A 23898-nucleotide genomic window follows, 5' to 3' on the forward strand; every position below is an offset into this window, starting at 1 on the left:
AATGTTTGACCCCGCTACCGAAGAGGTATTTTTGGGCATTGCGCACGCGCTTTTCATGAATCGCTTGCACGTCCTGCGGCTCACTGAAGTGGTGCGCCTGCGCATCAGCCCGCATCAAGAAGATGGCAACCTCGAAGTCCCCAAGGACCTCGACCGAGAGCTGGTGCAGCAGTCGACGGCGTACGTGCTCAAGTGTTTCCCAGCGAGCATGGAAAAAAAGATTCGCTTCGCGCAAGAAGAGTGGCTGCGGCTCTCGTAGCTGCCGCCAGCTAGCGCCAGGGCACTAGATAAATCGCTTCGCGAGCGAAACGGCTCGAGGCGTAAGAGATGAGCCCCGCCATGCAATCGCGTGGCCGAGCGCGATGGCCTTGTCGAGGCGACTCAGCCGAGGCTGCGTGGTCAGGACCGCGCTGCCGGCGCGTTCGATTTTGCTGAGCATGCGGTCAGCGCCGTGCCACATGAGCGCGAGCTCGACCGCGATGTCGGGGCCAACGCTATCGACCAAGGGGCGGGCGCGCATCAGCCACGCGCGCGCGCGGGCGACCTCGAAGCGAATCAAGGCATCGGCCGCGGGTGAGGTGCGCCGGGTTTGTAAATCTGCCGGCGTAACGCCGAAGTGGCGCAAGTCTTCGCTCGGCAGGTATTGCCGACCGCGCGCGAGGTCGGCGTCGAGTTGCTGTAACATGCGGGTGAACGCCAGCGCGCACGCCAGGTCGTCGGCATATGCCAGCTGGTGCGGCTGGCTGTACCCGGCGATATAGAGAAAGATATGACCGAGCGGCGCGGCGACCTGCTTGCAGTGGCGCACCAGCTCGTCGCTGGTGGCATAGCTGGTGGTGTCGAGGTCGGCGCGAATGCCGGCGAGCAGTTGACGAAACTCGGTGATCGGAAGTTGATATCGCTTGATCGTATCGGCTAGGGCAACAAAAACTGGGTGGTCGGGGACGCGGCGAAAATACGTATTCGTCAGCATGCCCTCCCACTCGTCGAGGGCGCGGGCGCGCTGCCCCTCGTACATGGGCTCGTCAGCGTAGTTGTCGGCAATGCGGGCGAAGGCAAACGCGGCGTAGATGTGGTCGCGCAGGGTCGAGCGCGCGAAAAAAGACGCGATGGGATAGTTATTGTGCTTGCTGCGGCACAGGCTCTCGCAGTAGCGGTAGCTCGCTGGCAGCGACATGCCACTGGGCGCCGGGGCCACCAAGGGCAGGGCGACGACCTTGGCGGTCGAGGGGGCGGCTTGCGACGCGGACTTCACGCGTCAGGTGTACCGCGCGCCTAGGGGAAAGGCAAACCTGGCTAACCGCCGCTGGGCCGTGGAATTATGGCTCGATCGCAACATGCACGCCAGCGCCGCCTAATGTGAGCGGTAGGACCTCGGCGCCTGCGGCGATCATGGCGGCCTCGAGCGCTTGCCCTTGCGCGATGGGCACCACGGCAAGCGCGACGTCGCCGCCGCCGGCGCCCGTTGTCTTGGCGGTGCCGCCAAGTGCGCTCGCCAGTGCCGCGACGCGATCTACGATGGGTGGCACCAACGGCAGCGCAGTGGCGTGCGCGAGCTGGTGCATCGCGAGATGGCCGTAGCCAAGGCTGCCGATGAGGGCATCGGCGTCACCGTCGCGACAGGCCTCGATGGCGGCGCCGGCGGCCTTGGCAAGCGAGAGCAGCGCATCTTGCACCGGCCCGGGCGCGGCCTGCTCGGCGCGCGCGACGCCCGCCAACAGTGCCGGCGTGCTGGCGCCGTGGCCGGTATAAAACGCCACCCACGCGACGCTCGGGGCTGGCAGCGGCGAGGCTACGCCTTGGACAAAGGCGGCAAATCCGCCAATGCAGGCGGCAGCGACGTCAATGCCGCTGCCGCTCGCACCGGCGCTGCGTTGCTCCTCGGCATGCGCGCGCGCGGCGAGCGCGAAAATACGCTGCGTCGTCGGCGCGTCGTTGGCGAATGCCTGCGACGCATGACATGCCACGGCGCGCGCGATGAGCGCGACGACGGTGGCGGCGCTGGCGCCCAGGCCGAGCTTTTCGTCGCCTTGATAGAACGCCCTGGTGTCGACGCGCGTGGCGCGCGCGGCGATGACCGCGGCGCTGGCTTCACCAAACTCGGCGCTGAGCACGGCGAGGGCGGCGCGCACAAACCGATCGTCAAGCTGCAGCGGCGCGTCGCTTGCCTTCAGCGCGCGCGCCGTTGCGCGGCGATTGACGACGGCCACCAGCCCCGGGCCGCCACGCGTCACCGCGTATTCGCCGGCAATAACGACTTTCCCTGGCGCGCTGGCGCAAATGATCGCATCGCCCGATGCGCTCATGGCGTCACCCTCGCCTCACCACCGGGGCCGCTGATGGTGACGCGTGATACGCCGGGGATACCTTCTAGCCCTGCCGCAATGCGCGCGGCCTCGCTTGGTATTGTCAAGACCTTGACGTGCGGACCAGCGTCCATCGTCGCCCATGCGTGCAGGCCGCGGCGCCTAAGCTCCTGGACCTCGCGCATCACCGTTAGCGTCGTCGGTTGCCAATAGATGATGGCCGGACGCGAAGCGATGGCTGCGGCGTGCATAGCCAGCGCGTTGGCTTCGGCGAGTTCACCAAGCGCAGGCAAGTCGCTGGCCGCGATCGCGGCATCGGCGGTGGCCAAGTCGGCCTGCGCTGCGTCGACCCACGCGCGATAGTACGGCGAGGTGAGGCGACAATGCTCCATCGCATCGCGCGAGGCATGCGCCTTGGCGCCGTCGCCCCCGACCTCGACGATGACCATCGCGAGCGTCGCTGCAAACGCCTGATTGGCCATCGGCTCCGCAAAACAATCGGCGCCGTCGGCACGCGTGCCGGCGTGCAGACGCACCAGCCCACCAAAGATCGAGCGCGCGGCGGAGCCCGAGCCAAGGCGCGCGATGGCCGAGCGCTGCGCGGGCGAGAGCGGCAGCGCCAGCGCAGCGGCCGCAGCGGTGACCAGCGCCGCATACCCCGAGGCCGATGAGGCGAGGCCCGCGGCGGTGGGAAAATTGTTTTGCGTTTCGATCTGCGCGCCCCATGTCCGCATATGGGCGCTGGCAGGCGTGGCGGCCGACACCGCGCGCAAGGCTTGCAAGCACGGCGCGATGCCGGCGAGTTCTTTGGGCGACGCGGCGCGGCTGCCTAGCGTCATCGCGTCGGTGCTCTGGTGTTCTTCCAAACGCACCGTCGTGGTCGTCATCAGCGCATCAAGCGTCAGCGAGATGCTGCCGGTTGCCGGCAAGTTGAGCGAGGCGTCGCGCTTGCCCCAGTATTTCACGAGCGCAATATTTGCGTGCGCGACGGCCGTGGCCTGCGCAGTCACGGCGTCGCTCCCAAGGTGACCATCATGGTGCTATACCCCATTTGCTGCCACGTGGCTGCGATCTCATCTTCGCGCCCGGGTGCCAGCGCGATCGCACTGCCGCCGCCGCCCGCACCCGTGAGCTTGGCGCCAAGCGCGCCGCGGTGATGAGCGGCCTGCACCATGGCGTCAAGCGCAGGATGCGACACGTTAAGTATCGCGAGCGTCTCGTGCGCGGCAAACATCGCGGCGCCGAGGTCCGGCAGGTGCCCGCGGGCAAGAGCTTGGATCCCGGTGGTTGCGAGCGCGCCGAGGCGCTGAACGTGTGCCATGCCCTCCGCGCTCGCAGCGCGGGCGGCGACGCGCTCGATCATGGTCGCCGTGGCGCGCGCGATGCCTGACATGCCGACGACCAGCGGCGGCACCATGGTAGCGGCGCCGTTGGCCGCCATTGCCGCGAGCGGCCTAAACCCTTCACCTTTGCGAAATGTGCCGAGCTGGCCATAGGTGGCCGCGGCGACGTCGACGCCACTTGGCGTGCCATGAAATGAGGCTTCGCCACGCGACGCGATGGCGATGATTTCGTCAGGCACAAATTCAACACGATCGTGAGCCGCGCAGGCGCGCGCGAGCGCGACGCAATACGCCGCCGACGAGCCGAGCCCCGCGCCGGCAGGCACGCTAGCGTCACCGGTTACTGTCGCGCCAGTCCAGCCAAACGCCGCAATGATCGCGCGCGTCGCGTCGATCACGGCGGCGGGCACATCGCGCGGCCCAAGGCCCCAACGTGCAATATGCACGGTCACCGCCTCCGCTTGCGGCCTTGCATGCAACGCGACGCCTTGCGCGATGCCCGCGACCAGCGCCGCATAGCCATAAACCACGGCATGTTCGCCAAGCAAGATGACCTTGCCAAAGCCGCGGCCTTGCCCCGCCTGCGCAGCGCTGCTCATGGCGTGGTCGAGGCCGGGTCGAGCGCGGCGATATACGAGGCGAGCGCGGGCTCGAGGTATCGCGGCACGGTTTTCATGGCGGCCACGTTGCGCGCGCCGGCAAGCAGCATCGTGGCGCGGGTGCTCGCGATGAGCGCGGCGAGCCACCGCGCGGCTTCATCGTAGCCGCCGCGCTGCCACGCTGCAAGCACCGGCCCCGCGACGCCGCACGCCCGGGCGCCAAGCGCCAACGCGCGCGCGACATCGAGCCCGCCGCGAATGCCGCCGGAGGCGATCACGTCGACCGCGCGGCGGGCGCAAATGGCGGTGGTCACGGCGGTTGGGATGCCCCATTCGCGTAGCTGTTCGCCGGTCGCGGCGCGGCCTTCATCCGTCGCGCGCTGCGCCTCGACAGCGACCCAGCTCGTACCACCCGCGCCCGCGACGTCGATCGCGGCGACGCCCAGCGCGGTCAATTCATCAGCGAGGCGCGGGGCGATGCCGCACCCCGTTTCCTTGACGATGACGGGGATACCGAGCGTATCGACGAGATGGCCGATCGTTGCCACGGCGCCGCGAAACGCGGTATCGCCGCGATCTTGCGCCAACTCTTGCGCTGCATTGAGGTGAATGGCCATGGCATTGGCGCCGATGCGCGCCGCCAATTCGCGCACGGCGGTCGGCCCCATGGCCATCGCCTGCATGACGCCGAGATTGCCCAGCAGCACGACATCCGGCGCTGCGTCGCGCACCGCGTACGTCGAGGTCAGCTCCGGGTGCTCGGCCATGGCGCGCTGCGAGCCGACGCCAAACGCCGCCCCGACCCGCACCGCCAGCCGCGCGAGGTCGCGATTTATTTCCGCTGACTGCGGCGCCCCGCCCGTCATGCCGGTGATGACGATCGGCACGGCCAAAGCCAAGCCGCCCACCGAAGTCGTCAATTCAACCTCGCCTAAGTTGAGTTCCGGCAGCGCCTGATGCACCAGGCGCACGTGCTCGAGCATGGTGGTGACCTGTGAAAATTGTGAGGCGGGCGTGGTGGCGAGTCGCAAATGATCCGCCTTGCGCGCCGCGATCGCTTGTAGGTCGCTCGCAGGCGGCACAAGGCTCATGTGCGGGTTGTAGCACGGAAGCGCGCGCTTCGTTCGCAAGCGCCGGCGCGGCCGCGCGCAACCACCCGGCTCGTTACCAGTAGACCACGGCGAGCGTGCTGGCGACCCAGACCGCGACGCACGCGCGCATCCACGGGTCCTTTAACATCGTTTCGGTGGGGCTGGCCGGCGAGGCGTCGTTAAGCGCCAGCCAAACAAAGCGGCCCATGCCGAGCGCGGGCAAGGGAATGGTCCACACCAAGTCGGTGGTGCCAAACAACGCCACCGTCGTCGCCGCGCGCGTGTAGAGGGCATAAACGCCCGTGGTGATCGCGCCCAGGCCCCATAGGCTCCACCGCAGATAGGTGAGGTTGTAGCCGGACAACGCGGCGCGAGTGGCGGTCGGTTGGCGCGCGGCGTCTACCTGCGAGCTCCACGCCAACTCATGGGCGCGCTTGCCCAGGCCGAGCAACATCGCCAGCAGGCCGGTGCAGCCAAGCAACCACGGCGATACCGCAACGCCGGCGGCAAAGCCGCCAGCGAGCACGCGCAAGAGAAAGCCGAGTGCGATCACCAACGCATCGACGAGCGCGAGATGCTTGAGCCGCCATGAATACGCGGCGCCCAGCAGCAGATAGCCGCCGACCATAAGCGCGCAGCCCGGGGCGACGATAGCCGCCAAGGCGAGGCCGGCGAGCGCGAGCAGCGCGGCGCCGCGTCTGGCGCTGGCAAGGGGCAGCGCGCCGGACGCGATCGGGCGCAAGCGCTTGCTTGGGTGCAAGCGGTCGGCCGCCACGTCGAGCGTGTCGTTGAGGATATAGACCGCGCTTGAGGCGAGACAAAATGCCAGCGCCGCAACGGCGGCCGCGGCGGCATCGCGCGCCATCGTTAGATGCCCCGCAAACACCAGCGGCGCGAGCACGAACGCGTTTTTCACCCATTGGTGAAGACGCATTGCGCGGGCCCACGTCGCGGCTGCCATGGGCGCACGCTACCAGAATTGCGCGGGGGTGCGGTATAGTGGCGGCGCGATGCAACCATTTCGCACAACGGCGCACGCTCTGGTGCAGCATGGGCGTCGTCTCGGCGCCATGTTGGCGCGCCTGCGCGACCGCGTGCGGTTTCGCCTGCGCTATCGCCTGGCGCTCACGTTGGTGTTTGCGGCGCTGCTGCCGATGCTGATCATTGCGACCAGCGGCGTCACCGTCGTGCTGCGCAGCCTCGAGCGCGGCCAACATCGCAATGTTGGCGGCCAGCTCGATGTTGGCATGAATTTGCTTGGGCGGTGGCTTGAGGATCTGGGTTCAGGCGCGGGCCTCATCGCGAGCGGAGCGACCAGCGACGCCATCGATGCGCCCTTTGAGTTGCGTGCGGCGGTGGTTGGGTTGCACGAAGAACTGCCCGCAGCCTTGGTGGAGTTCTATAACGCCAGCGGCGCCTTGGTGTATCGCGAAGTCGTCGGCGGAGAGCCGTCCCGCTTTGCGCCGTTGCGATCGCCGATGATGGCGGAGCTTAGGCCGGGCATTGATGAAGCGCGTTGGCATCGGCGCGTGGCGTTGGTGACGCAAGGTGATCTTGTGGTCGCGCAGGCGGTCGCGCCGATCGTCGACATAAACCGCCGTACGGTTGGTCTCGTCGTGTTGTCGGTGCCGCTCGACGAAATGGTCGCGGAGACGATCAAGGCGTGGCTAGGCACCGAGGTCTTGCTGGTCAGCGCGCCGACCACGGGCCAATGGGCGTGGCCAACCCTGCGCAGCACGTTTGCGCGCGACGCCAGCCCTCCGCCTCGCGTGCCTTCGGCGCGATCCATCGCGCCCCTGGTGCGCGGTGAGCGCATCATCGCCGACCAGGCCGTCGGCCCCATGCCGTTTCATATCGGCTGGCGCGCGGTATTTAGCGACGAAGGCCAGGTGGTCGGATATTTTGGCGTCGCGGTCGATCGCACGCCGCTGGTGCAGGCGCAGGCGGTGGCCTTTCGTTCGCTGGCGTTGGCGGCGGGGCTAGGTTTGGTGCTCGCCTTGCTCTTGGCCGCGCTGCTGTCGCGGTGGCTGGAACGACCCATCGTGCGGTTGCGCGATGGCGCCTTGGCGGTCGCGCGCGGCGATCTGAGCGTTAAGCTTCACACCAGCGCACGCGGTGAGATTGGCGACCTCGCCCGCGCCTTTGCGCAGATGACGGCCTCATTGCTGGAGGCAAGCCGCGAGCAGGAGCAAAAGGTCAAGGATCGCACCCGTGAGCTGTCGCGCGCCAATGCGGATCTCGCGCTCGCGATGACCGAACTGCGGCAGGCGCAGACGCAACTGGTGCATTCAGAACGCATGGCGGGGCTCGGCGTGTTGGTCGCGGGCGTCGCGCACGAAATCAATAGCCCAACCGCGGCGATTCGCGGCGCCGCCGACACGCTGTCGGAGGTGATCACCCAGCTTGGCGAGGTCGCCTCGGCCCTGCTCGGCGAGGGGATTACCACCTCGCAGCGGCTCGCGGTGTTTGCGTGGATCGAGGCGACGGCCCGCCAGGTTAGCGAGCAATCGACGCCCTCGGGCGTTTCGGCGCGGCGTCTGGCCAAGGTCATGTCGCAGACCCACAATGCGCGCTTGCTCGCGCTCCAAATCGACACCGCCGAGCTGGCGCGCCTGGGCATCGAGAATCACCAAATCGAAAAGATCACGCAACTAACCGGCGACAACCCGACCTTGCTGCGTGCCGCCCTTCGCGCCTTGGTCGCGTACACGCGCGCCCTACGCAGCGCCCGCATCATTCACGGGGCCATCGGGCGAGTCATGCATATCGGGAGCGGCCTTAAGACATATTCACATATCGACCAGTCCTCGCACATCGGCCCAGCCGGCGCCACGGTCGACCTGCATGCGGGGATCGACTCGACGCTTATGCTGCTCGACTTCGCCTTGCGCGGCATCACCGTCGAGCGCGCGTTTGCGCCGGACCTGCCGCCGATCGCTGGGTTGGCCGACGAGCTCAACCAGATCTGGACCAACCTTATCCAAAACGCCGCCTTCGCCCTCGCCGGACAAGGCACGCTGCGCATTACCACCGAACGCGAAGGCGACGCCGTGCGGGTCGCGATCGCCGACGACGGGCCCGGCATCGCGCCCGACGTGATGCCGCGCATTTTTGAGCCGTTCTTTACCACCAAGCCCAAAGGGCAGGGGACCGGCCTGGGGCTCGGCATTGTGCGCAACATCGTGCAGCGGCATCACGGCGCCATTGATTGCCAATCACGGCCGGGCCAGACTATCTTTACCGTGACCCTGCCAGTTACGCCCACCCCAACATGAGCGCTCGCGACACCATCATCTGCGTTGACGACGAGGAGGGCGTGCTCACCGTCCTCGAAGAGCAGCTGCGCCGGCGGTTTGGCCATGAGTGCACCATCGAAACCGCGGCCTCGGCGGCCGCGGCCCTTGAGCTGCTGGAGGAGGTCGCGGCCGATGGCGACACGATCGCCGTCGTCATTGCCGATCAGATGATGCCCGGCATGGTCGGCAGCAAGCTGCTCGGCATCGTGCATGAACGCTGGCCCGACGCCATGAAGGTATTGCTCACCGGACAGGCAGGCCTGGAGGCGGTCGTCGAAGCGATTAACACCGCGCGCCTCAACTATTACATGAGCAAGCCGTGGGACGAGGCGGCCTTGCTGCTCGCCGTGGATAGCTTGCTGCGGCAATTTCGCCTGGCGCGCGAGAACCGCGCGTTAGTCGAGCAATTGCGCACCAAGAATTAGGCGTTGCTCGAGATGAATCGCAGCCTAGAGGACCGCGTCTTTGAACGCACGCAGGCCCTCGCCGCGGCTAATGACCAGCTCGCCGAACTCGCGGTCACCGACGGCCTGACGGGGCTTTATAACTACCGCCATTTTCATGAGCGTCTAGTGCTGGAGGTCGAGCGCTGCGGCCGCAATGGCATGCCGTTGACGTTTCTGATGATCGATGTCGATCACTTTAAGGCCTACAACGACGATTTTGGCCATCCGTGCGGTGATGACGTCCTGCGCCGGATGGCCAAGGTCCTGCGCGATGGCCGGCGCGCCAACGATCTTGTCGGTCGCATTGGCGGCGAGGAATTCGGTGTGGTCTTGGTCGAGACCTCTAAGGTCGCGGCAACGGCGGTGGCCGAGAGGATCCGCCAGATGGTGCTCGATCTGCCGCCGCCATCGGTGCCTGACCAAGCGGCGATGGCACGTCCCATCACGGTCTCGATCGGGCTCGCCAGCGTGCCCGACGATGCGGCGACGGCCCGCGGCGTCGTCGAAGCCGCGGACAAGGCGCTTTATGTAGCCAAGCACGGCGGGCGAAATCGCGTCGCGGTGTTTGGCGGCTAGCCAGCGAGGCACAATGACCAGCGCGCAACCCAACAACATTTTTGTACTCGGCGCCGGTAGCTACGGCAGCTGCCTTGCCATCTTGCTCGCTCACGCGGGGCATCGCGTGACGCTGTGGTGTCGGCGGCGAGAGCTCGCCGAGGCGCTCGCGGCAGAGCGCGAAAATCGCGCCTATTTGCCCGGTTTTGCGCTACCGCACGGGTTGATAGTGACGCACGAACTCGCGGCCGTCGCGCAAGCCGATTTTGTGCTTGGGGTGACGCCATCGCATGCGGTGCGCACCATGTTCTCACAAATTTCGCCGCTGCTCGCGCCGCACGCCGTGGTGGTGAATGCCGCCAAGGGGCTCGAGGAAGGCACGCTGTTTACGATCGAGGACATCTTCGCGCAGGTATTGTCGCCGGCCCACGCGGCGCGCGCGACCTACCTCTCGGGGCCAACGTTTGCGCGCGAGCTGGCTGCGCGCTTGCCGGGCGCCATCGTGCTCGCGGGCCGCGACGAGGCGACTACCATTGCGGCGCAGCATGCGCTGTCAACCGAGACGTTTCGCATTTACACCAGCACCGACGTTGCCGGGGTCCTCCTGGGCGGGGCGCTCAAGAACGTCATCGCGATCGCCGTCGGGGTCGCCGATGGCCTGAGCATGGGCTCAAATGCGCGCGCGGCGCTGATCACGCGCGGCCTGGCTGAAATCGCGCGCCTCGGCGTGGCACGGGGGGCGGATCCGCTGACGTTTGCGGGGTTGTCGGGCCTGGGCGATTTGGTGCTTACCTGTTCGGGCGACGCCTCGCGTAACCGCCGGGTTGGGTTAGCGCTTGGCCAAGGGCAACCGGTGGCACAGGCCACCGGCCTTGGCAACATGGTCGCCGAGGGCGTCAAGACCACGGCCGTCGCGCATGCGCTAGCGGCGTCGCTGGCCGTCGATGCGCCCATCGTAGAGGCGATGCATAGCATCCTCTTTGGCGGCCAGCCGCCCGCCGAGGCCATGTCCCGCATGCTGACGCGGTCGCTCAAAAGCGAACGCGCCTAGCGCTGACGGCCGTTATTGCGTAGCGCCGCTCGCCCGCGCTTGCTACGTTCGACGCTCCGATGACGGTCAAGCCAGATGCCCCGAGGGCTGCGTCGCCTGTTGCGATGGCCGAGGCGGTCGACGCGGTCGCCGCGACCTGGCCAGCTACCAAATTGCTCGGCGCACGCTATCGGCTCTTGCGACCGCTCGCCGCCGGCGGCATGGCGGAGCTATTTTTGGCGTTGCAATACGCGCGCAGCGGCTTCGAGAAGCTCGTGGTGATCAGGCGCCTGCGCGAAAAGTTCCTCGGCGATCCGCGAGTCATCGCGCTCTTTCTCGATGAGGCGCGCATCGGGTCGTGGCTCAATCATCCCAACATCGTGCAAGTGTTCGACGTCGAGGAAGACGAGGGCGTGCCGTTTATCGCCATGGAATTTATTCGCGGCGAGGAGCTCAGCCGCATTGCGCGGCGCGGCCTGGAGCTCGACCAATTCTTGCCGCCTCGCATGGCGGTCGAGTTGATTCGCCAGGCGGCTTCCGCGCTGGCGCATGTGCATGAGTTTCGCCAGCCGCTGCCGGGGGGCGCGCTCGGCGCGGCACTCGACATCGTCCACTGCGACATCTCGCCAAATAATCTCATGGTGACCGCGAGCGGCTTTCTTAAGGTGATCGATTTCGGTATCGCCCGGCATCGGTTTTCGGAGTCCGGTGAGGCGACCGTGCTGCCGGGCAAATTGAGCTACATGTCGCCCGAGCAAGCGCGCCGCGAGGCCGTGGATCACCGCTCGGATCAGTTTTCGCTGGCCGTGGTGCTCTACGAATTGACGGTGGGGCGACGCCTCTTCCGTGGCCAGCCCGACGACGTCTTCGCCCGCATCACCGAAGGCAAAATCGCGCCGCCGCGCGACATCGATCCTGAGTTTCCTGAGGAGCTGCAGGACATTCTCATGCGCGCGCTTGCGCTGGCGCCAAGCGATCGGTTTGCCAGCTCGGCGGCGCTGGCGGAGGCGCTGGGGGATTTTCTTGCGGCCAGCGGGTCGCCCGTGACCAACACCATGATCGCAGAGTACATGACGGGGCTCGGCTATACCGAGGCCGCGCTGGACTACGACGTCGCGGCGACCGCCGCCGAGCCGAGTTGGGATGAGCAACGGCCCTCCGATGCGTCGATGGCGCGCGCCCTGGGAATTGATGAAGCTTTGTGGAAGCAGCTGCATACGCCGCCCCCGAGCGCGAGCCTGCTTGGCAGCGGTGGCGACGCGCATGGCGAGCTGCCGATTGATACCTCGGAGGTGCCGCGCCGGGCCAGCGTGCCTTTGGCGGTGCAGGCGGCGGCGGCGGCGGCGATCGTCGACGCCGACGACGCCCATGAGGCGCGCGCGGGCACTGGCCAAGGCGCCGCCTTGTGGTTTCTGGCGCTGCTGGGCCTCGTGGTGCTGGCGGTCGTGATGTACTGGATGGTATGAAAGGCACGACGTTGCGCGGGCGGATCGTCGCGGTCGCGGGGCTCTTGGCTCTCGCGAGCGGTGGGTGTCGCGACGTCGAAGTCTTGCCGCTGCCCGATGCCGCGCCGCCGCCTCCGCGACGACACGTCGACAAACAAGGGTCGGTACGATCGCTGCCGCCGCATGCCGTAAGCGAGGGGGCGGTGGGGCCGTACCGGATTGGCGAACCCATGGCAGCGATCTTGGCCGACATGCCCGGTGGGCCGCGGCTCAACGTGCTCAAGTTGCCGCGCGTCGTCGACACCCGGGTCGCGCGCATCGAGGAGAATAACTTGCTCGTCGGCGGCCAAGAACACAGCGAGTTTATCGGAATCGTAGGCCGCGATATTGCGCGCACGGAGGCCGGCCTTGGCGTCGCAACGACGGTCGCAAAGATCATGGCGGCGGCCGAGGGCCACCACGACGCCTCGGTGGTGCGAGACCGTCGCATGTTCGTTTTACCGGCGCTGCCGAGCTTGCGGTTCATTGCGGGAGGCACGCAGCCGACCGACGTCGTGACGGCCATGTTGCTGCATCCGCCCGCCGCCGCCCCGTCACCGGCACGGCCGGCGCACGCCCCCGGCTGCCAGGCTGCCACGCTGCCGTTGGCGGCGATCGAGCCGCTCCCAGGGCCAAGGTCGGGCGTCGTCGCCGCCTGCTTCGGGGACGTTGGCGATGCGCTGCTAATTGGCGACGATGCGGTGGCGAGATATGTGGTCGACAATGGCAAGTGGCGCCGCGACGCAAGCTTGATGATCAAAGGCGTCGTGGTGGCCGGGCCGCTGCGCACGGCAGCGCGACATGACGACCTGATCGTGGTGGTGCGCGAGCGCGATGCCTACGCCGTAAAATACGTCGCGTCGTTGTGGCGGCTGGATGGCAATCGCTTTACGCGCGTCGCGGGCGACATCATCTATCGCATCGAGGCGATCAATGCCGAGGCCGTCGGCGCGTCGCTCGATGAGCTTGAGCTGGTCATAGACGCGACCTTCGCCGGGGGGCAACTTGAATTTGGTGGCGTGCTGCTCATGCGCGGCGCCAGGGGCCTGCGCGATGTGGTGCCGCTGTTGCCCGCGGTGATGCCGCTGCGTCGCCGCCCGCCCATCGACGCCAAGCCGCCCGAGGTTGCGCCAGCCGGCGTGCCGGCTGATGCGGCGGCGGGCGACCCTGCGCCATCGTCCTTATCGGAGGCCAGCCCATGACTAAAATGTTTCTCTTCGCCACGAGGTGTTCATGATCGATTTTGAGGCCATTGTTGCGGCGCGGCAGCGCCTGGCAGCCAACCTGGTGTTTACACCCTGCACGCAGTCGCTACCTTTCTCCCGCCTGACGGGCCTGGCCGCGTATCTTAAGCTCGAAAACCTCCAAGCGACGGGTTCGTTTAAAGATCGCGGCTCGCTCAACAAGATGTTGCAGCTTAGCGACGCCGAGCGAGCGCGGGGTGTCATCGCGGCCTCGGCCGGAAATCACGGCCAAAGCGTTGCCTATCACGCCAAGCGGCTGGGCCTAAAGGCGACGATCGTCATGCCCGAAAACGCGCCGATGATCAAAATCCTCTCGACGCGCGAACACGGCGCGGAGGTGGTTTTGCGTGGGTTTGGCTACGACGACGCCTTTGCCGAGGCCTCAGCCCGACAGCAGCGCGATGGCCTGACGTTCATCCACGCCTTTGACGATGACGAGGTTATTGCGGGGCAGGGGACGGTAGGCCTTGAGCTGCTCGAGCAGGTGCCCGAGCTTGAGGCCGTGGTGGTGCCGGTGGGCGGCGGTGGCCTCATCGCCGGCATTGCCATCGCCGTCAAGCACAAGCGCCCTGGGATCAAAGTGATCGGTGTCCAGACGCAGCGCGTGCCGAGCGCGAGCGCCTCGCTGTCCGCGGGCGCCCCCGTCACCCTCGCGCCGGCGCTAACGCTCGCCGATGGCATCGCGGTGCGGCGCACCGGCGATCGTACGTTGCCTGTGCTCGCCAGCCATGTCGATGAGATCGTGACGGTGAGCGAAGACGAAATCGCCAACGCGATCCTGCTGTTGCTCGAGCGCGAGAAGACGGTCGCCGAAGGCGCCGGCGCGGTGGCAGTCGCGGCGGCGGTCAATCAGCGCACGTCGCTACCGTTGGGTTGCAAGACCGCGCTCCTGGTCTGCGGCGGCAACATCGACGTCAACATCTTGGCGCGCGTGATCGAACGCGGCCTGGGCAAGGATGGCCGGCGTCTGAAGCTTGAGATTCGCATCAACGATGCCCCGGGCTCGCTGCATGCGCTGCTCGGCGTGTTTGCGCAGGCCCGTGCCAGCGTCCTCGAGGTCATGCACCAGCGCACGTTCGGCGTGGATCTCGGCGATACCTTGGTCGACGTCACGCTGGAGACCCGCGGGCCCGTGCATGTCACCGAGCTGCTAGCATCGTTGTCCGCCGCCGGCTATGTGCACCGCCGCTTATTATCCTAAGCGACCGGGGCCCCCGCGCCTTCGCGACCGCGCATGCATCAGGTGACAATGTAGGTGTGCGCGGCGAGCCCGACTTCAGGTTGAAATGACTCGATGAGGTGAGCCCGCGGCTTTTCATGGTTGGCCGAATTCGGCACAATAGTAAGTAGTGAAGTTTGCGTGCGACCAGTGCCACTCGCAATACTCGATCGCAGACGAGCGCGTCGCCGGTCGTTCGATGACCATTCGCTGCAAGCGTTGCCAGCACCTCATCACCGTCACCGCGCCGAGTCTCCCCGCGCCCGCCAGCCCCGATGACGAAAGCACCTTGGCGATCGGGCATCACACGTTGCCGGCGACGCTGCCTGGCAACTCGCTGCCTCCTCCCATTCCTGCGGCGCCGGTGCGCGCGCGCGTCTCGACGGCGCCCGCGCAACTCGATGTGCCTTGGTTTGTCTCGCTCGACGGCAGCGAGGTCGGCCCGCTAACGCTGCCACAGGCGCGCGATTGGGTCGCGGCCCGCGTTGGCCACGGCGACATGCATTGCTGGAGCGAGGGCTTTGATGATTGGATGCCCGTCGAAAAGGTCAGCCATTTCAGAATTCTCGTCGCGCCCAAGCCGGCCGAGGCAGACCCCTTTGCCGCGCTGCCTGGGCGCGAGAGCCGCGCCAGCGAGCCACCTCCTAGCGAGGATGGCGATCTGAATATTGGCGAGGTGTCGCGCATCGTGAACCTCGCGGAGCTCGCGAGAAACGAGGCCGCCAACAAGGCGCGGCGGACCTCAAAGCCTCTCGAAGCTGCCAGCGCGGCCGCGCCGCGGCAGACCGTGATGCGCGCCGCGGTGTCGATGCCACCGGTGTCGATGGAGCAGGTCGAGCGCGCGCAGGAGGCCATGGCCGAGGCCAAGCAGCACAACAGCCGCGCCTCGACGGCCGTATTGCTCGTGGCGTTAGTGGTGGCCCTTGGCGCGACCGCCTTGATCTTGGCGCTCGCCAAGCCAAGCCCAGAACAAGAGGCTGCCACCGTCGACGCGTTTGCATCGGGCACCGATGAGCTCGGCCGCCGCGTCGCGCTGCCCGTTCCCGGTACGGCCACGCCGGCCACAGGCGGCACGCGGCGGGGGCCCGTTGGCGGCACCCGAGGCGGCACGCCAACCGCAGGTGGCACGACAACCGCGGGCGGCGCGATCGAAACCGCCGGGACCGTTCGCCCCGACAAGGTCGAGGTTGGTCCCGAGGCGGGGCAAGTCTCGCCGCTAACCGCCGACGACGTCATCGCGGTGTCGTCGCGCATGCAATCAGGGACGCGGCGTTGCTACGAACGCGCGCAAAAAGAGGATCCATTTTTCAAGGCGCCCAAAATCATCGTGCGCTTGATCGTCAGCAAGAGCGGCGAGGTTAGCAGCGTTAGCCTTGATAAGGTCGCGGAAACGACGTTTGGTCGCTGTCTGGCCTCCACGATCAAAAAATGGTCATTTCGGCCGTCGACGGAAGGCCTCGCGATCGATCTGCCGATGGTATTTGGCCAGAGCTAGTGGTTGCGCCCTTGCCCGCCATCGCCGCGACGATCGCGCCTGGCGAGGCAGGGCTCTATGTGCACGTGCCCTGGTGCCGCACGCTATGCCCGTATTGCGATTTCGCGGTGCATATTAAGCGCGGCGAGCTGCCGCATCGCGCCTACCTTGAGGCCTTGCTTGGGGAATTCGACGCGCGTCGCGACGCCTTGGGCGCGGCAACCTTGCAGACCATCTATATCGGCGGTGGCACGCCGTCGCTATGGGATCCCGCGTGCGTGGCCGAGCTGCTGATTCATGTTGGCGCGCGCTGTGCTGTCGCGCCCGCGGCGGAGGTTACGCTCGAGGTCAATCCCATCGACTGCACGCCACAAAATCTCGCGCGCTGGCGAGCGGCTGGCTGCAATCGCTTGTCAATTGGGGTGCAAGCGCTCGACGAAGCGACGCTGGCATTTCTAGGCCGTGGCCCCCATCACGGCGACGGCCGCGCAGCGGTGGAGGCGGCTCGCGCGACGGGGTTTACCAACATTTCGATCGATTTTATCTTGGGCGCGGGAGAGTTGCCGGCGTTGCAGGTGGCGATCGAGTCGCTTGCACCGCTGGTTACCCACATGTCGGTCTACGAGTTGACGATCGAAGCGGCGACGCAATTTGGTCGACGGCAGGCCAAAGGCACGCTGCCAATGGCGCCCGACGAAGCGATCGCCCACGCTTACGTGGCGGTCGATGCGCAGCTAACAGCTCTGGGTTTTGCGCATTATGAGGTCTCGTCGTACGCGCGCTCGGGCTTTGAGTCGCGACACAATGGGGCGTATTGGACGGGACGGCCCTATCTCGGAATAGGCGTCGGCGCCGCCTCGCTCTTAATCGCGCGCCCGCCGCAGGGGGACCCTGACATTGTGGCGCGACGCGAAGTAAACCTCCGTAGTACGCCCGAATATCTGCGCCGACGTGGGCTCGAAGTTAGTCACGAAGTTCAACAAATTCAGCAACTTGAGATGTATCGCGAGCTGATTTGGCTGGGCCTGCGCACCATGCGCGGCGTCACCCACCAAGCGTTGGATCAATTCATCGGGCTTGCGGAGTGGTTGCAGCAGCGAGGATTAGTGACGTCTGATGGGGCGCGCTGGGTGCCGACGCTGCGTGGTTATTTATTTGCCAACGAGGTCGCGCGCAAGGTCTTGGCGGCGCCTGTTAGCACCGGCTCAGGGGCAGGGCGCCCAGATCCGTAGAGTGCCGGAAACTGGCGGGAAATCGGCACGATCGGCTGTATCTCGGTATACTTAACGCATGCCTGCCAAGGAGCTCGATCGGCGCGAGCGTCGCATCTTGCAAGCCGTGGTCTCTGAGTACTTGGAGCACGGCGACGCGGTGTCGTCGCGGCAGGTTACGGCGCGCCATCCAATCGGCGTCTCCCCGGCGACGGTGCGCGGCGTCATGGCGGATTTAGAGCACATCGGCCTGCTCGAACAGCGTCATACCTCGGCGGGACGCGTGCCGACGCCCGCGGGATTGCGCATATTTATCGATACCTTGCTGCGTGTGCGAGACCTATCGCCTGAAAATCAGGCGGAAATCCGCCAGTTCCTGCGCGCCGGTGGGGGCAGCCAGCCGGGCGAGGTCATGGCGCGCGCTTCGACCTTGTTATCGCAGCTCACGCACCACGCCGCGGTGGTGACGACGCCGGCGCTCGACGAGCAACGCATTGCGCACCTTGAGTTTGTGCTGCTACGCGGCGACAAGGTGTTGTGCGTGGTGGTGACCACCGATGGCCGCATCGAAAATCGCCTGCTCGCGGTTGACGTCGCGCAGCTGCCGCTCCTTGAGCGCGCGCAATCGCATCTCGCGCATCTAGCCTGTGGCCTGACCTTCGCGGAGATGCGCCAGCGCGTGATCGGCGAGCTCGGCGCGCTGTCGGATCAATACGAGCATGCGGTCGCGCTGCAGCTCGGCGCGCAAGTTTCTGAAGTGTTTTCTGGGCAAAACGGCGGCATCGTGGTGAGCGGCCAGTCGAATCTGTTGTCGGGTGCCTTGAGCGATGCCGCTCAGCCGGCCGGCGCGGTGGCCCGCGTCCACGAGCTCTTGCAGGCGCTAGAGGATAAGCGGTCGGTGCTCGCCTTGCTCGACAAGGCGCGGCTCTCGCCTCAGCTCCAAGTTTATTTAGGCGCCGAAACGGCCCACCATGCCTTCGCCGACGCCTCGGTCGTGGCGATTCCGTACGGGGCGCCAGGTCGCGCGCTCGGCGCCTTGGCGGTGATTGGGCCGACCCATATGAATTACGGCAAGGTGATCTCGGTGGTCGATTTTACCGCCGAGGTGCTTTCTGAAATCCTGACCGAATCGTAGTTGCGTGCAACCAAGGCAAGAGAGAAACCCCATGGAAAACCAAACAGACGACACCACGCAGGCCGGCCCCAACCCGGAGATTGACGCCGAAGAAGCGACGATCGTGTCGGAAGGCACGGGCGGTGCGGAGACGCTGACGCAGGATGCGGCCGAGCTAACCGACAGCGCGGCGCCACCCATTGAGATCGAACCGGCGCCCGACAGCCTTGAGGTCCAGCTCGCGCACTTGCGCGCGCAGCTGCAGACCGCCGAAGACGAAAAAAAGACCAACTGGGAAAAATACCTGCGCGCCTCGGCCGACATGGAGAACATGCGGCGGCGAAATCGACGCGACGTCGACGACGCGAAGGTCGACGCGCAGACGCGGGTGCTCAAGGAGATGTTGCCAGTGGTCGACAATCTCGAGCGCGCGCTCGAGCACGCCGAAAAGGCGACGGGCGAGCCGCAGGCCATTCTGGAGGGCGTGCGGCTGGTGCTGCGCCAGTTTACCCAGGCCTTTGAGCGCATCGACGTCACGCTCGTCGAGGCGGTGGGCGCGGCCTTCGATCCGAATTTGCATGAAGCGATTTCGCAGCTCGAAACCAGCGAACATGAGGCCGGCACCGTGGTCGCCGTGCTGCAAAAAGGATATCGCATCGGCGAGCGCTTGCTGCGCCCCGCGATGGTGGTCGTGGCCAAGCCGCCGTCGGCGGCCGCCAGTAGCGAGGAGTCGGCGTCTTGAGTCGAGTCGTTGGGATCGACCTGGGCACAACGAACTCCTGCGTCGCGGTCATGGACGGCGAGACGGCGTCGGTGATCGCCAATGCCGAGGGCGCGCGGACCACGCCATCGGTGGTGGGCTTTACGCAGGCCGGCGAACGGCTGGTCGGGCAGCCCGCGCGGCGGCAAGCGATGACCAATGCGGAAAACACGATCTATTCGATCAAGCGCCTCATGGGCCGTAAGTTTTCCGATCTTGACGTCCAACGCCACCTGCTCACCTCGGCGTACGAGGTGATCGCGGCGCCAAATGGCGACGCCCATGTGAAGGTATTGGGCCGCACCTATTCGCCGCCGGAGGTGTCCGCGATGGTGCTGGGACGCATGAAGCAGACGGCCGAAGATTGGCTCGGCGATGAAGTCAACGAAGCGGTCATTACGGTCCCGGCGTACTTCGACGATGCGCAGCGCCAAGCAACCAAGGACGCTGGCCGCATCGCGGGCCTCGATGTCCTTCGCATCGTCAACGAGCCGACCGCGGCGGCGTTGGCCTACGGCCGCGAAACCTCGGAGGCCGAGCGCGTCGCGGTGTTCGACCTTGGCGGCGGCACCTTTGACGTCTCGGTCCTCGAGCTGGCGGACGGCGTATTTCGCGTCCGTTCGACCTCTGGCGACACGTTTTTGGGCGGCGAGGACTTCGACACCGCCATCATGGAATGGCTGATCGAGCAGTTTGCGGCGCAGAATCCCGGCGTTGACTTGCGACGCGATCGCTTGGCCTTGCAGCGCCTCAAGGAGGGCGCCGAGCGCGCCAAGATCGAGCTCTCGAGCGGCGTGATCACCGAAATCAATCTGCCGTTCCTCAGCGCGGGGCCAGCGGGGCCGTTGCACCTCCAGCTGCCTTTTGAGCGCTCACAACTCGAAGACTTGGTCGCGCCCTTCATCGACCGCACGCTCGAGCCGTGCCGCCGCGCGCTTGCCGACGCCATGTTGACGCCCAAGGATATCGATGTCGTGATCTTGGTTGGCGGCCAGACGCGCATGCCCAAGGTGCAGGAAATCGTCGCCGAGTTCTTCGGCCGCGAACCTAGCCGCCGGGTCAATCCCGACGAGGTGGTGGCCGTTGGCGCCGCAATCCAGGCGGGCGTGCTCACCGGCGAGATTCAAGAGGTGCTGCTCCTGGACGTGACGCCACTGTCGCTCGGCGTCGAAACCGCCGGCGGCGTCTTCACCAAGCTCATCGGCCGCAATACGACGCTGCCGACCCAAGCCGAGGAAATCTTCTCGACCGCGGCCGACAACCAATCGTTCGTCAACGTGCACGTGCTGCAGGGCGAGCGCGACATGGCGGCAGACAATAAATCTCTCGCGCACTTCGAGTTGACCGGGATCCCGCCCGCACCGCGCGGCGTGCCGCGCATCAAGGTAACCTTCTCGATCGATGCCGATGGCCTCCTCATGGTGGCGGCGATCGATGAAGGCACGGGGCGCGCGACCTCGGTCACGGTCACGCCGACGTCGGGGCTCTCCGAAGACGACATCGAACGCATCGTGCAGGAGGCCATCGACGTCGCCGACCTAGATGCCGATCGCCGCGTGCTGGCGGATGCCAAAAATCGCGGGGAATCGCTGCTGCATTCCAGCGAGCGCGCGGCGGCCGAATTTGGCAATTTACTCGCCGAGGCCGATCGCGAGGCCTTCCAGCGCGACGTCGACGAGTGCAAGCTAGCGATTGCCGAGGGCGATTTAGCCGCGGTCGAGGCCGCCGTCGCGCGGCTGGAAGCCTCGGCACAGCGCCTGGGCGAGCTCATCTATGCCTCGGCGGCCAGCGGAAGCGAGGATAGCGCAGCGACATGACTCGCCGGCACGCCGACCATTACGACGTACTGGGCTTGTCGCGCGAGGCGACGACGGATCAGATCAAGCGCGCCTTTCGCGAGCTGGCACGGCGGTTTCACCCCGACGTTAACCCTGGCGGCATGGATCGCTTTAAGGAAATCGGCGCGGCGTACGAGACGCTCATCTCGCCCGAGCGCCGGCAAGAATACGATCGCTTGCGTGGCAAGCGCCGCACCGCGCGCGAGGCGGTGAGCACCGCGCTGGCCGACGTGTTTGGAAAAAAGCGTACGCCCGCGCCGCAAGATCTGCGTTTCACGCTCGAGATAAGCCTGCGCGACGCCGCGTTTGGCTGCGTCAAGCAGATCTGTGTGCCGGTTGATCCAACCTCGGCTAACTCGCCGACGCGCGATTTCACGGTCGCGATGCCACCGGGGGTGCGCGACGGCAGCGTGCGCACCATGAAAGGCGAGGGCATGGTCGCCGGCGACGGCAAGCAACGCGGCGACTTGCATATTTATGTCCGCATCGCCGACGATCCAATCTTGCGTCGCGAAGGCGACGACGTGTGGTCGGAGCTGCCGCTAGACCCGGTGCGGCTGCTCGTTGGTGGCACGATCGACGTCTATACGCTCGATGGCGTGGTCCGCATGAAGCTGCCCCAGGGCAGCGAATCGGGTCGACTGTTTCGCCTGCGTGGCCATGGGCTCGCCAAGACGGTTGGCGCCTCGCCGCTGCGTGGCGATCACTACGTGCGGGTGGTTTCGGCCGCGCCGGGTTCTTTGTCGCGCGAAGAGCTTGGCCTTTTGCGCAAGTATCTCGAGTTGGCCGAGGTGCGCGGGCTCGCGCAGCGCAGCATATGATGGGGGGCCGCGCGGTGGTAGGCATGCTCCTCGCCGCCAGCGCGGCATGCGCGGCAACGCCTAGCCATCAAGGCTGGCAACGACCGCCGGGCGCGAGCACACGCGGCACGACGAGCGCCACCGCCACCGTCGTGAGCACGCCAGCCTCATCGGCAAGCGAGCCCGCCGCCAGCGCCGCTCGGGGCGCACCGCTGCGCCGCGGCGTTGCCGTGCTGTTGCCGCTCTCGGGGCGTTATCGCGACCTCGGCTTGGAGGTCAAGCAAGCGATCGGAGCGGCGGCGCAGGCAGCCGCGGTGGGACCGGTCTTCACGTTTTTCGACACCGCAGGCACGCCCGAGGGCGCGGCCGTCGCCGTACGCGCTGCGCGCGCCGAGGGTTTTGCGTTCTTGCTTGGGCCAATTGGCCAGCGCGAAACGGCCGCCGCGATCGAAGCGGTAGCAGGGCAGGCGGTGATCGCGCACTTATCGCCGCTGGCGCCGGCTTCGCCTGGCGCGCATGTTTTTCGCTTCGCAGCCGGTCCCCAGGACGAGAGCGCGTGGGCGTTTGCCGTCGCTGCCGATCAACAGTTTCCGACCATGGCGGTGTTTTATCCCGATGATGACACCGGCCGCCTGGCCGCCGCAGCGCTGCTCGAGGTGGCGCGTGCCGATGTCGCCTTGGAGGTTGAAGTGGTCGCCGCGGTGCCCTTTGCGCCTGCGGCCGCGACGCTCAGCGATGACGTTCGCGTCTTGCTTGGTATGGTGCCGGCGACGAATTCCGAGCTACGCCGTCATTTGAGTCGGCATCGCAAGCAAGGCTACAAAACGTTTACGCCGCGGCCCGGTTTTTCGCTGCTCTATGTGCCGGCCTCGTATGAACTTGGCGCGCTCGTGGCCTCGTATCTCCCGCACTACAACGTCGAGCTGCGCACGCCCTACACCGCCGATACCTTCGCCTTGCAGCGCAAGTACCGCGGCAACATCCCCGAAGTCGTGCAGTTAGTGGGCTCTGGCAATTGGGCCGGCGAAGCCTTCATCTCCCGCGCCGGGCAGGCGGCCGAGGGCGCGCTCATCTTGGCGGCATGCCCGGGGGAGTTCCTCGCGGGCTCCGAAAGCGAGCGCATCCAGCGCCTCCTGCAGGACGCCTTGCGCCGTCGTCCCAGCGAGCTCGCGATGCAGGCGTATGATGCGGCCACGGCGGCTGCCTCGGTGGTCGTCGCCATGTCGCGACAGGCGACGGCAGGGCCCGCTGAGGCCACGGCAGCTTGGCCGGGGGCAACGCTGGCGGCGCTGTCTCAGGCCGTCCACGCGGTGGTGCTAGCCGACGGAGCGTGCGGCAATCTATCGCTCTCGCCGCATGGTACAATTGTTCGCGAGCCAACCCTGCTGACCGTACGTGATGGGGTCATCGAAGTGGCGTCCTGGTAACCATGAAACCCTCAACCGCGCCACCAAGCCAGATGACCCAGTGCCCAAAGTGCGGCCAGGCGCTTGCAGCGGCGGTCGGCGACGGCGCGCTTGCACCTTGTCAAAAGTGTGGGCTCGCCCGTGATCGCATGGCAGCTTTCGCGGCCGCGCGCCCCCTTGAGGCGCCCGAGGTGATAGCCGCCTGGGAGGTGCTCCTCACCACGTGGGACGACGACACCCGGCACGCTACATTTATCGAATTGGCGCGCCAACGCGAGGCCTTGCCGTTGGCGGCGCGATGTTATCGCGACTACCAGCTCGCGCAACCGCAAGACGCGACGGCCGCCAAACAGCTCGCACGCGTGACCAAGCTGGTACAAGTTCAGATGGCCGCAACGGTCGCCGCGCGCGTCGCAACCGAGCGACCACCGTACCAAAAGGTCGTCGTCATGCTGACCGTGCTAACCGCCATGGCGTTGGCGGCATGGGTCTATTTTGACGTTATCGCCAAGAAATCGCCGGCACGGCCATCCACGCCCGCGTTGCGCGAGCAGCCGCGGCCCGCAAAGCCCTACCCCAACGCCGATGAGCGGCGCCGGCTGCGACAGCAAAACAAGGGCGGCCCGCCGCCCACTCGCCAGCGCGTTCCGTGGACGCCTGAGGCCGCCAAATAGCATGCCGC

22 protein-coding genes are annotated in these 23898 nt (G+C 66.6%); 16 read left to right on the forward strand and 6 right to left on the reverse strand.

Annotation, left to right across the window (positions count from 1 at the left end; all coding sequences use genetic code 11):
- Nucleotide 1: 1 nt before the first annotated feature.
- Nucleotides 2-259, forward strand: coding sequence for a hypothetical protein (locus IPL79_02185; GenBank protein ID MBK9069808.1), 258 nt, complete (start codon nt 2-4; stop codon nt 257-259).
- Nucleotides 260-283: 24 nt separating this feature from the next.
- Here the strand turns inward: IPL79_02185 and IPL79_02190 are convergent, their stop codons facing one another.
- The 6 genes from IPL79_02190 to IPL79_02215 form a co-directional block, all read right to left on the reverse strand.
- On the reverse strand, nt 284-1255 hold the full coding sequence (locus tag IPL79_02190; protein MBK9069809.1) for a squalene/phytoene synthase family protein: 972 nt from the start codon (nt 1253-1255) through the stop codon (nt 284-286).
- Nucleotides 1256-1319: 64 nt separating this feature from the next.
- Entirely contained in the window at nt 1320-2306 is a 987-nt protein-coding gene (locus IPL79_02195; GenBank protein ID MBK9069810.1) for a hypothetical protein, read from the reverse strand.
- Nucleotides 2303-3316 (reverse strand): diphosphomevalonate decarboxylase, encoded by a 1014-nt coding sequence (gene mvaD, locus IPL79_02200; GenBank protein ID MBK9069811.1) that lies wholly within the window; start codon nt 3314-3316, stop codon nt 2303-2305. Before mvaD ends, IPL79_02195 begins: the two co-directional genes overlap by 4 nt.
- Nucleotides 3313-4248: a mevalonate kinase gene (gene mvk / locus IPL79_02205; protein MBK9069812.1), complete on the reverse strand. Its 936-nt coding sequence runs from the start codon at nt 4246-4248 to the stop codon at nt 3313-3315. Before mvk ends, mvaD begins: the two co-directional genes overlap by 4 nt.
- A complete protein-coding gene (locus IPL79_02210) occupies nt 4245-5339 on the reverse strand; it encodes a type 2 isopentenyl-diphosphate Delta-isomerase (GenBank protein ID MBK9069813.1) in 1095 nt (364 codons plus the stop codon). Before IPL79_02210 ends, mvk begins: the two co-directional genes overlap by 4 nt.
- Before the next feature lie 73 nt (nt 5340-5412).
- The gene (locus IPL79_02215; protein MBK9069814.1) at nt 5413-6300 is read right to left on the reverse strand and encodes a UbiA prenyltransferase family protein; all 888 of its coding nucleotides are present in this window, start codon (nt 6298-6300) and stop codon (nt 5413-5415) included.
- Between the two features lie 49 nt (nt 6301-6349).
- Here IPL79_02215 and IPL79_02220 point away from each other — a divergent pair, with 49 nt between their 5' ends.
- From IPL79_02220 to IPL79_02290, 15 genes are all read left to right on the forward strand, one after another.
- On the forward strand, nt 6350-8614 hold the full coding sequence (locus IPL79_02220) for a HAMP domain-containing protein (GenBank protein MBK9069815.1): 2265 nt from the start codon (nt 6350-6352) through the stop codon (nt 8612-8614).
- The gene (locus tag IPL79_02225) at nt 8611-9060 is read left to right on the forward strand and encodes a response regulator (protein ID MBK9069816.1); all 450 of its coding nucleotides are present in this window, start codon (nt 8611-8613) and stop codon (nt 9058-9060) included. Before IPL79_02220 ends, IPL79_02225 begins: the two co-directional genes overlap by 4 nt.
- A gap of 12 nt (nt 9061-9072) precedes the next feature.
- Nucleotides 9073-9657, forward strand: coding sequence for a GGDEF domain-containing protein (locus IPL79_02230; protein ID MBK9069817.1), 585 nt, complete (start codon nt 9073-9075; stop codon nt 9655-9657).
- 13 nt (nt 9658-9670) lie between these two features.
- Nucleotides 9671-10687 (forward strand): NAD(P)-dependent glycerol-3-phosphate dehydrogenase, encoded by a 1017-nt coding sequence (locus IPL79_02235; protein MBK9069818.1) that lies wholly within the window; start codon nt 9671-9673, stop codon nt 10685-10687.
- 59 nt (nt 10688-10746) lie between these two features.
- Nucleotides 10747-12132: a serine/threonine protein kinase gene (locus IPL79_02240; protein MBK9069819.1), complete on the forward strand. Its 1386-nt coding sequence runs from the start codon at nt 10747-10749 to the stop codon at nt 12130-12132.
- On the forward strand, nt 12129-13352 hold the full coding sequence (locus IPL79_02245) for a hypothetical protein (protein ID MBK9069820.1): 1224 nt from the start codon (nt 12129-12131) through the stop codon (nt 13350-13352). Before IPL79_02240 ends, IPL79_02245 begins: the two co-directional genes overlap by 4 nt.
- A 31-nt stretch (nt 13353-13383) precedes the next feature.
- Nucleotides 13384-14595, forward strand: a complete 1212-nt coding sequence (locus IPL79_02250) for a threonine ammonia-lyase (protein ID MBK9069821.1) — start codon at nt 13384-13386, stop codon at nt 14593-14595.
- A 148-nt stretch (nt 14596-14743) separates the two neighbouring features.
- On the forward strand, nt 14744-16108 hold the full coding sequence (locus IPL79_02255) for a zinc-ribbon domain-containing protein (GenBank protein ID MBK9069822.1): 1365 nt from the start codon (nt 14744-14746) through the stop codon (nt 16106-16108).
- Nucleotides 16042-17319, forward strand: coding sequence for a radical SAM family heme chaperone HemW (gene hemW / locus IPL79_02260; GenBank protein MBK9069823.1), 1278 nt, complete (start codon nt 16042-16044; stop codon nt 17317-17319). The genes IPL79_02255 and hemW overlap by 67 nt, the downstream gene beginning before the upstream one ends.
- Before the next feature lie 58 nt (nt 17320-17377).
- Nucleotides 17378-18433 carry a heat-inducible transcription repressor HrcA gene (hrcA, locus tag IPL79_02265; GenBank protein MBK9069824.1) on the forward strand — a complete coding sequence of 352 codons (1056 nt, stop codon included), beginning with the start codon at nt 17378-17380 and terminating at the stop codon, nt 18431-18433.
- Nucleotides 18434-18464: 31 nt separating this feature from the next.
- On the forward strand, nt 18465-19154 hold the full coding sequence (gene grpE, locus IPL79_02270; protein ID MBK9069825.1) for a nucleotide exchange factor GrpE: 690 nt from the start codon (nt 18465-18467) through the stop codon (nt 19152-19154).
- Nucleotides 19151-20989: a molecular chaperone DnaK gene (gene dnaK, locus IPL79_02275; protein MBK9069826.1), complete on the forward strand. Its 1839-nt coding sequence runs from the start codon at nt 19151-19153 to the stop codon at nt 20987-20989. The genes grpE and dnaK overlap by 4 nt, the downstream gene beginning before the upstream one ends.
- Nucleotides 20986-21831, forward strand: coding sequence for a DnaJ domain-containing protein (locus IPL79_02280; GenBank protein ID MBK9069827.1), 846 nt, complete (start codon nt 20986-20988; stop codon nt 21829-21831). The genes dnaK and IPL79_02280 overlap by 4 nt, the downstream gene beginning before the upstream one ends.
- Before the next feature lie 14 nt (nt 21832-21845).
- Nucleotides 21846-23237 (forward strand): penicillin-binding protein activator, encoded by a 1392-nt coding sequence (locus IPL79_02285; protein MBK9069828.1) that lies wholly within the window; start codon nt 21846-21848, stop codon nt 23235-23237.
- Between the two features lie 2 nt (nt 23238-23239).
- Entirely contained in the window at nt 23240-23890 is a 651-nt protein-coding gene (locus tag IPL79_02290) for a hypothetical protein (GenBank protein ID MBK9069829.1), read from the forward strand.
- The last annotated feature ends 8 nt before the right edge of the window (nt 23891-23898 follow it).

It is taken from the genome of Myxococcales bacterium, from assembly GCA_016716835.1.
Lineage (GTDB): Bacteria > Myxococcota_A > Polyangia > Haliangiales > Haliangiaceae > JADJUW01.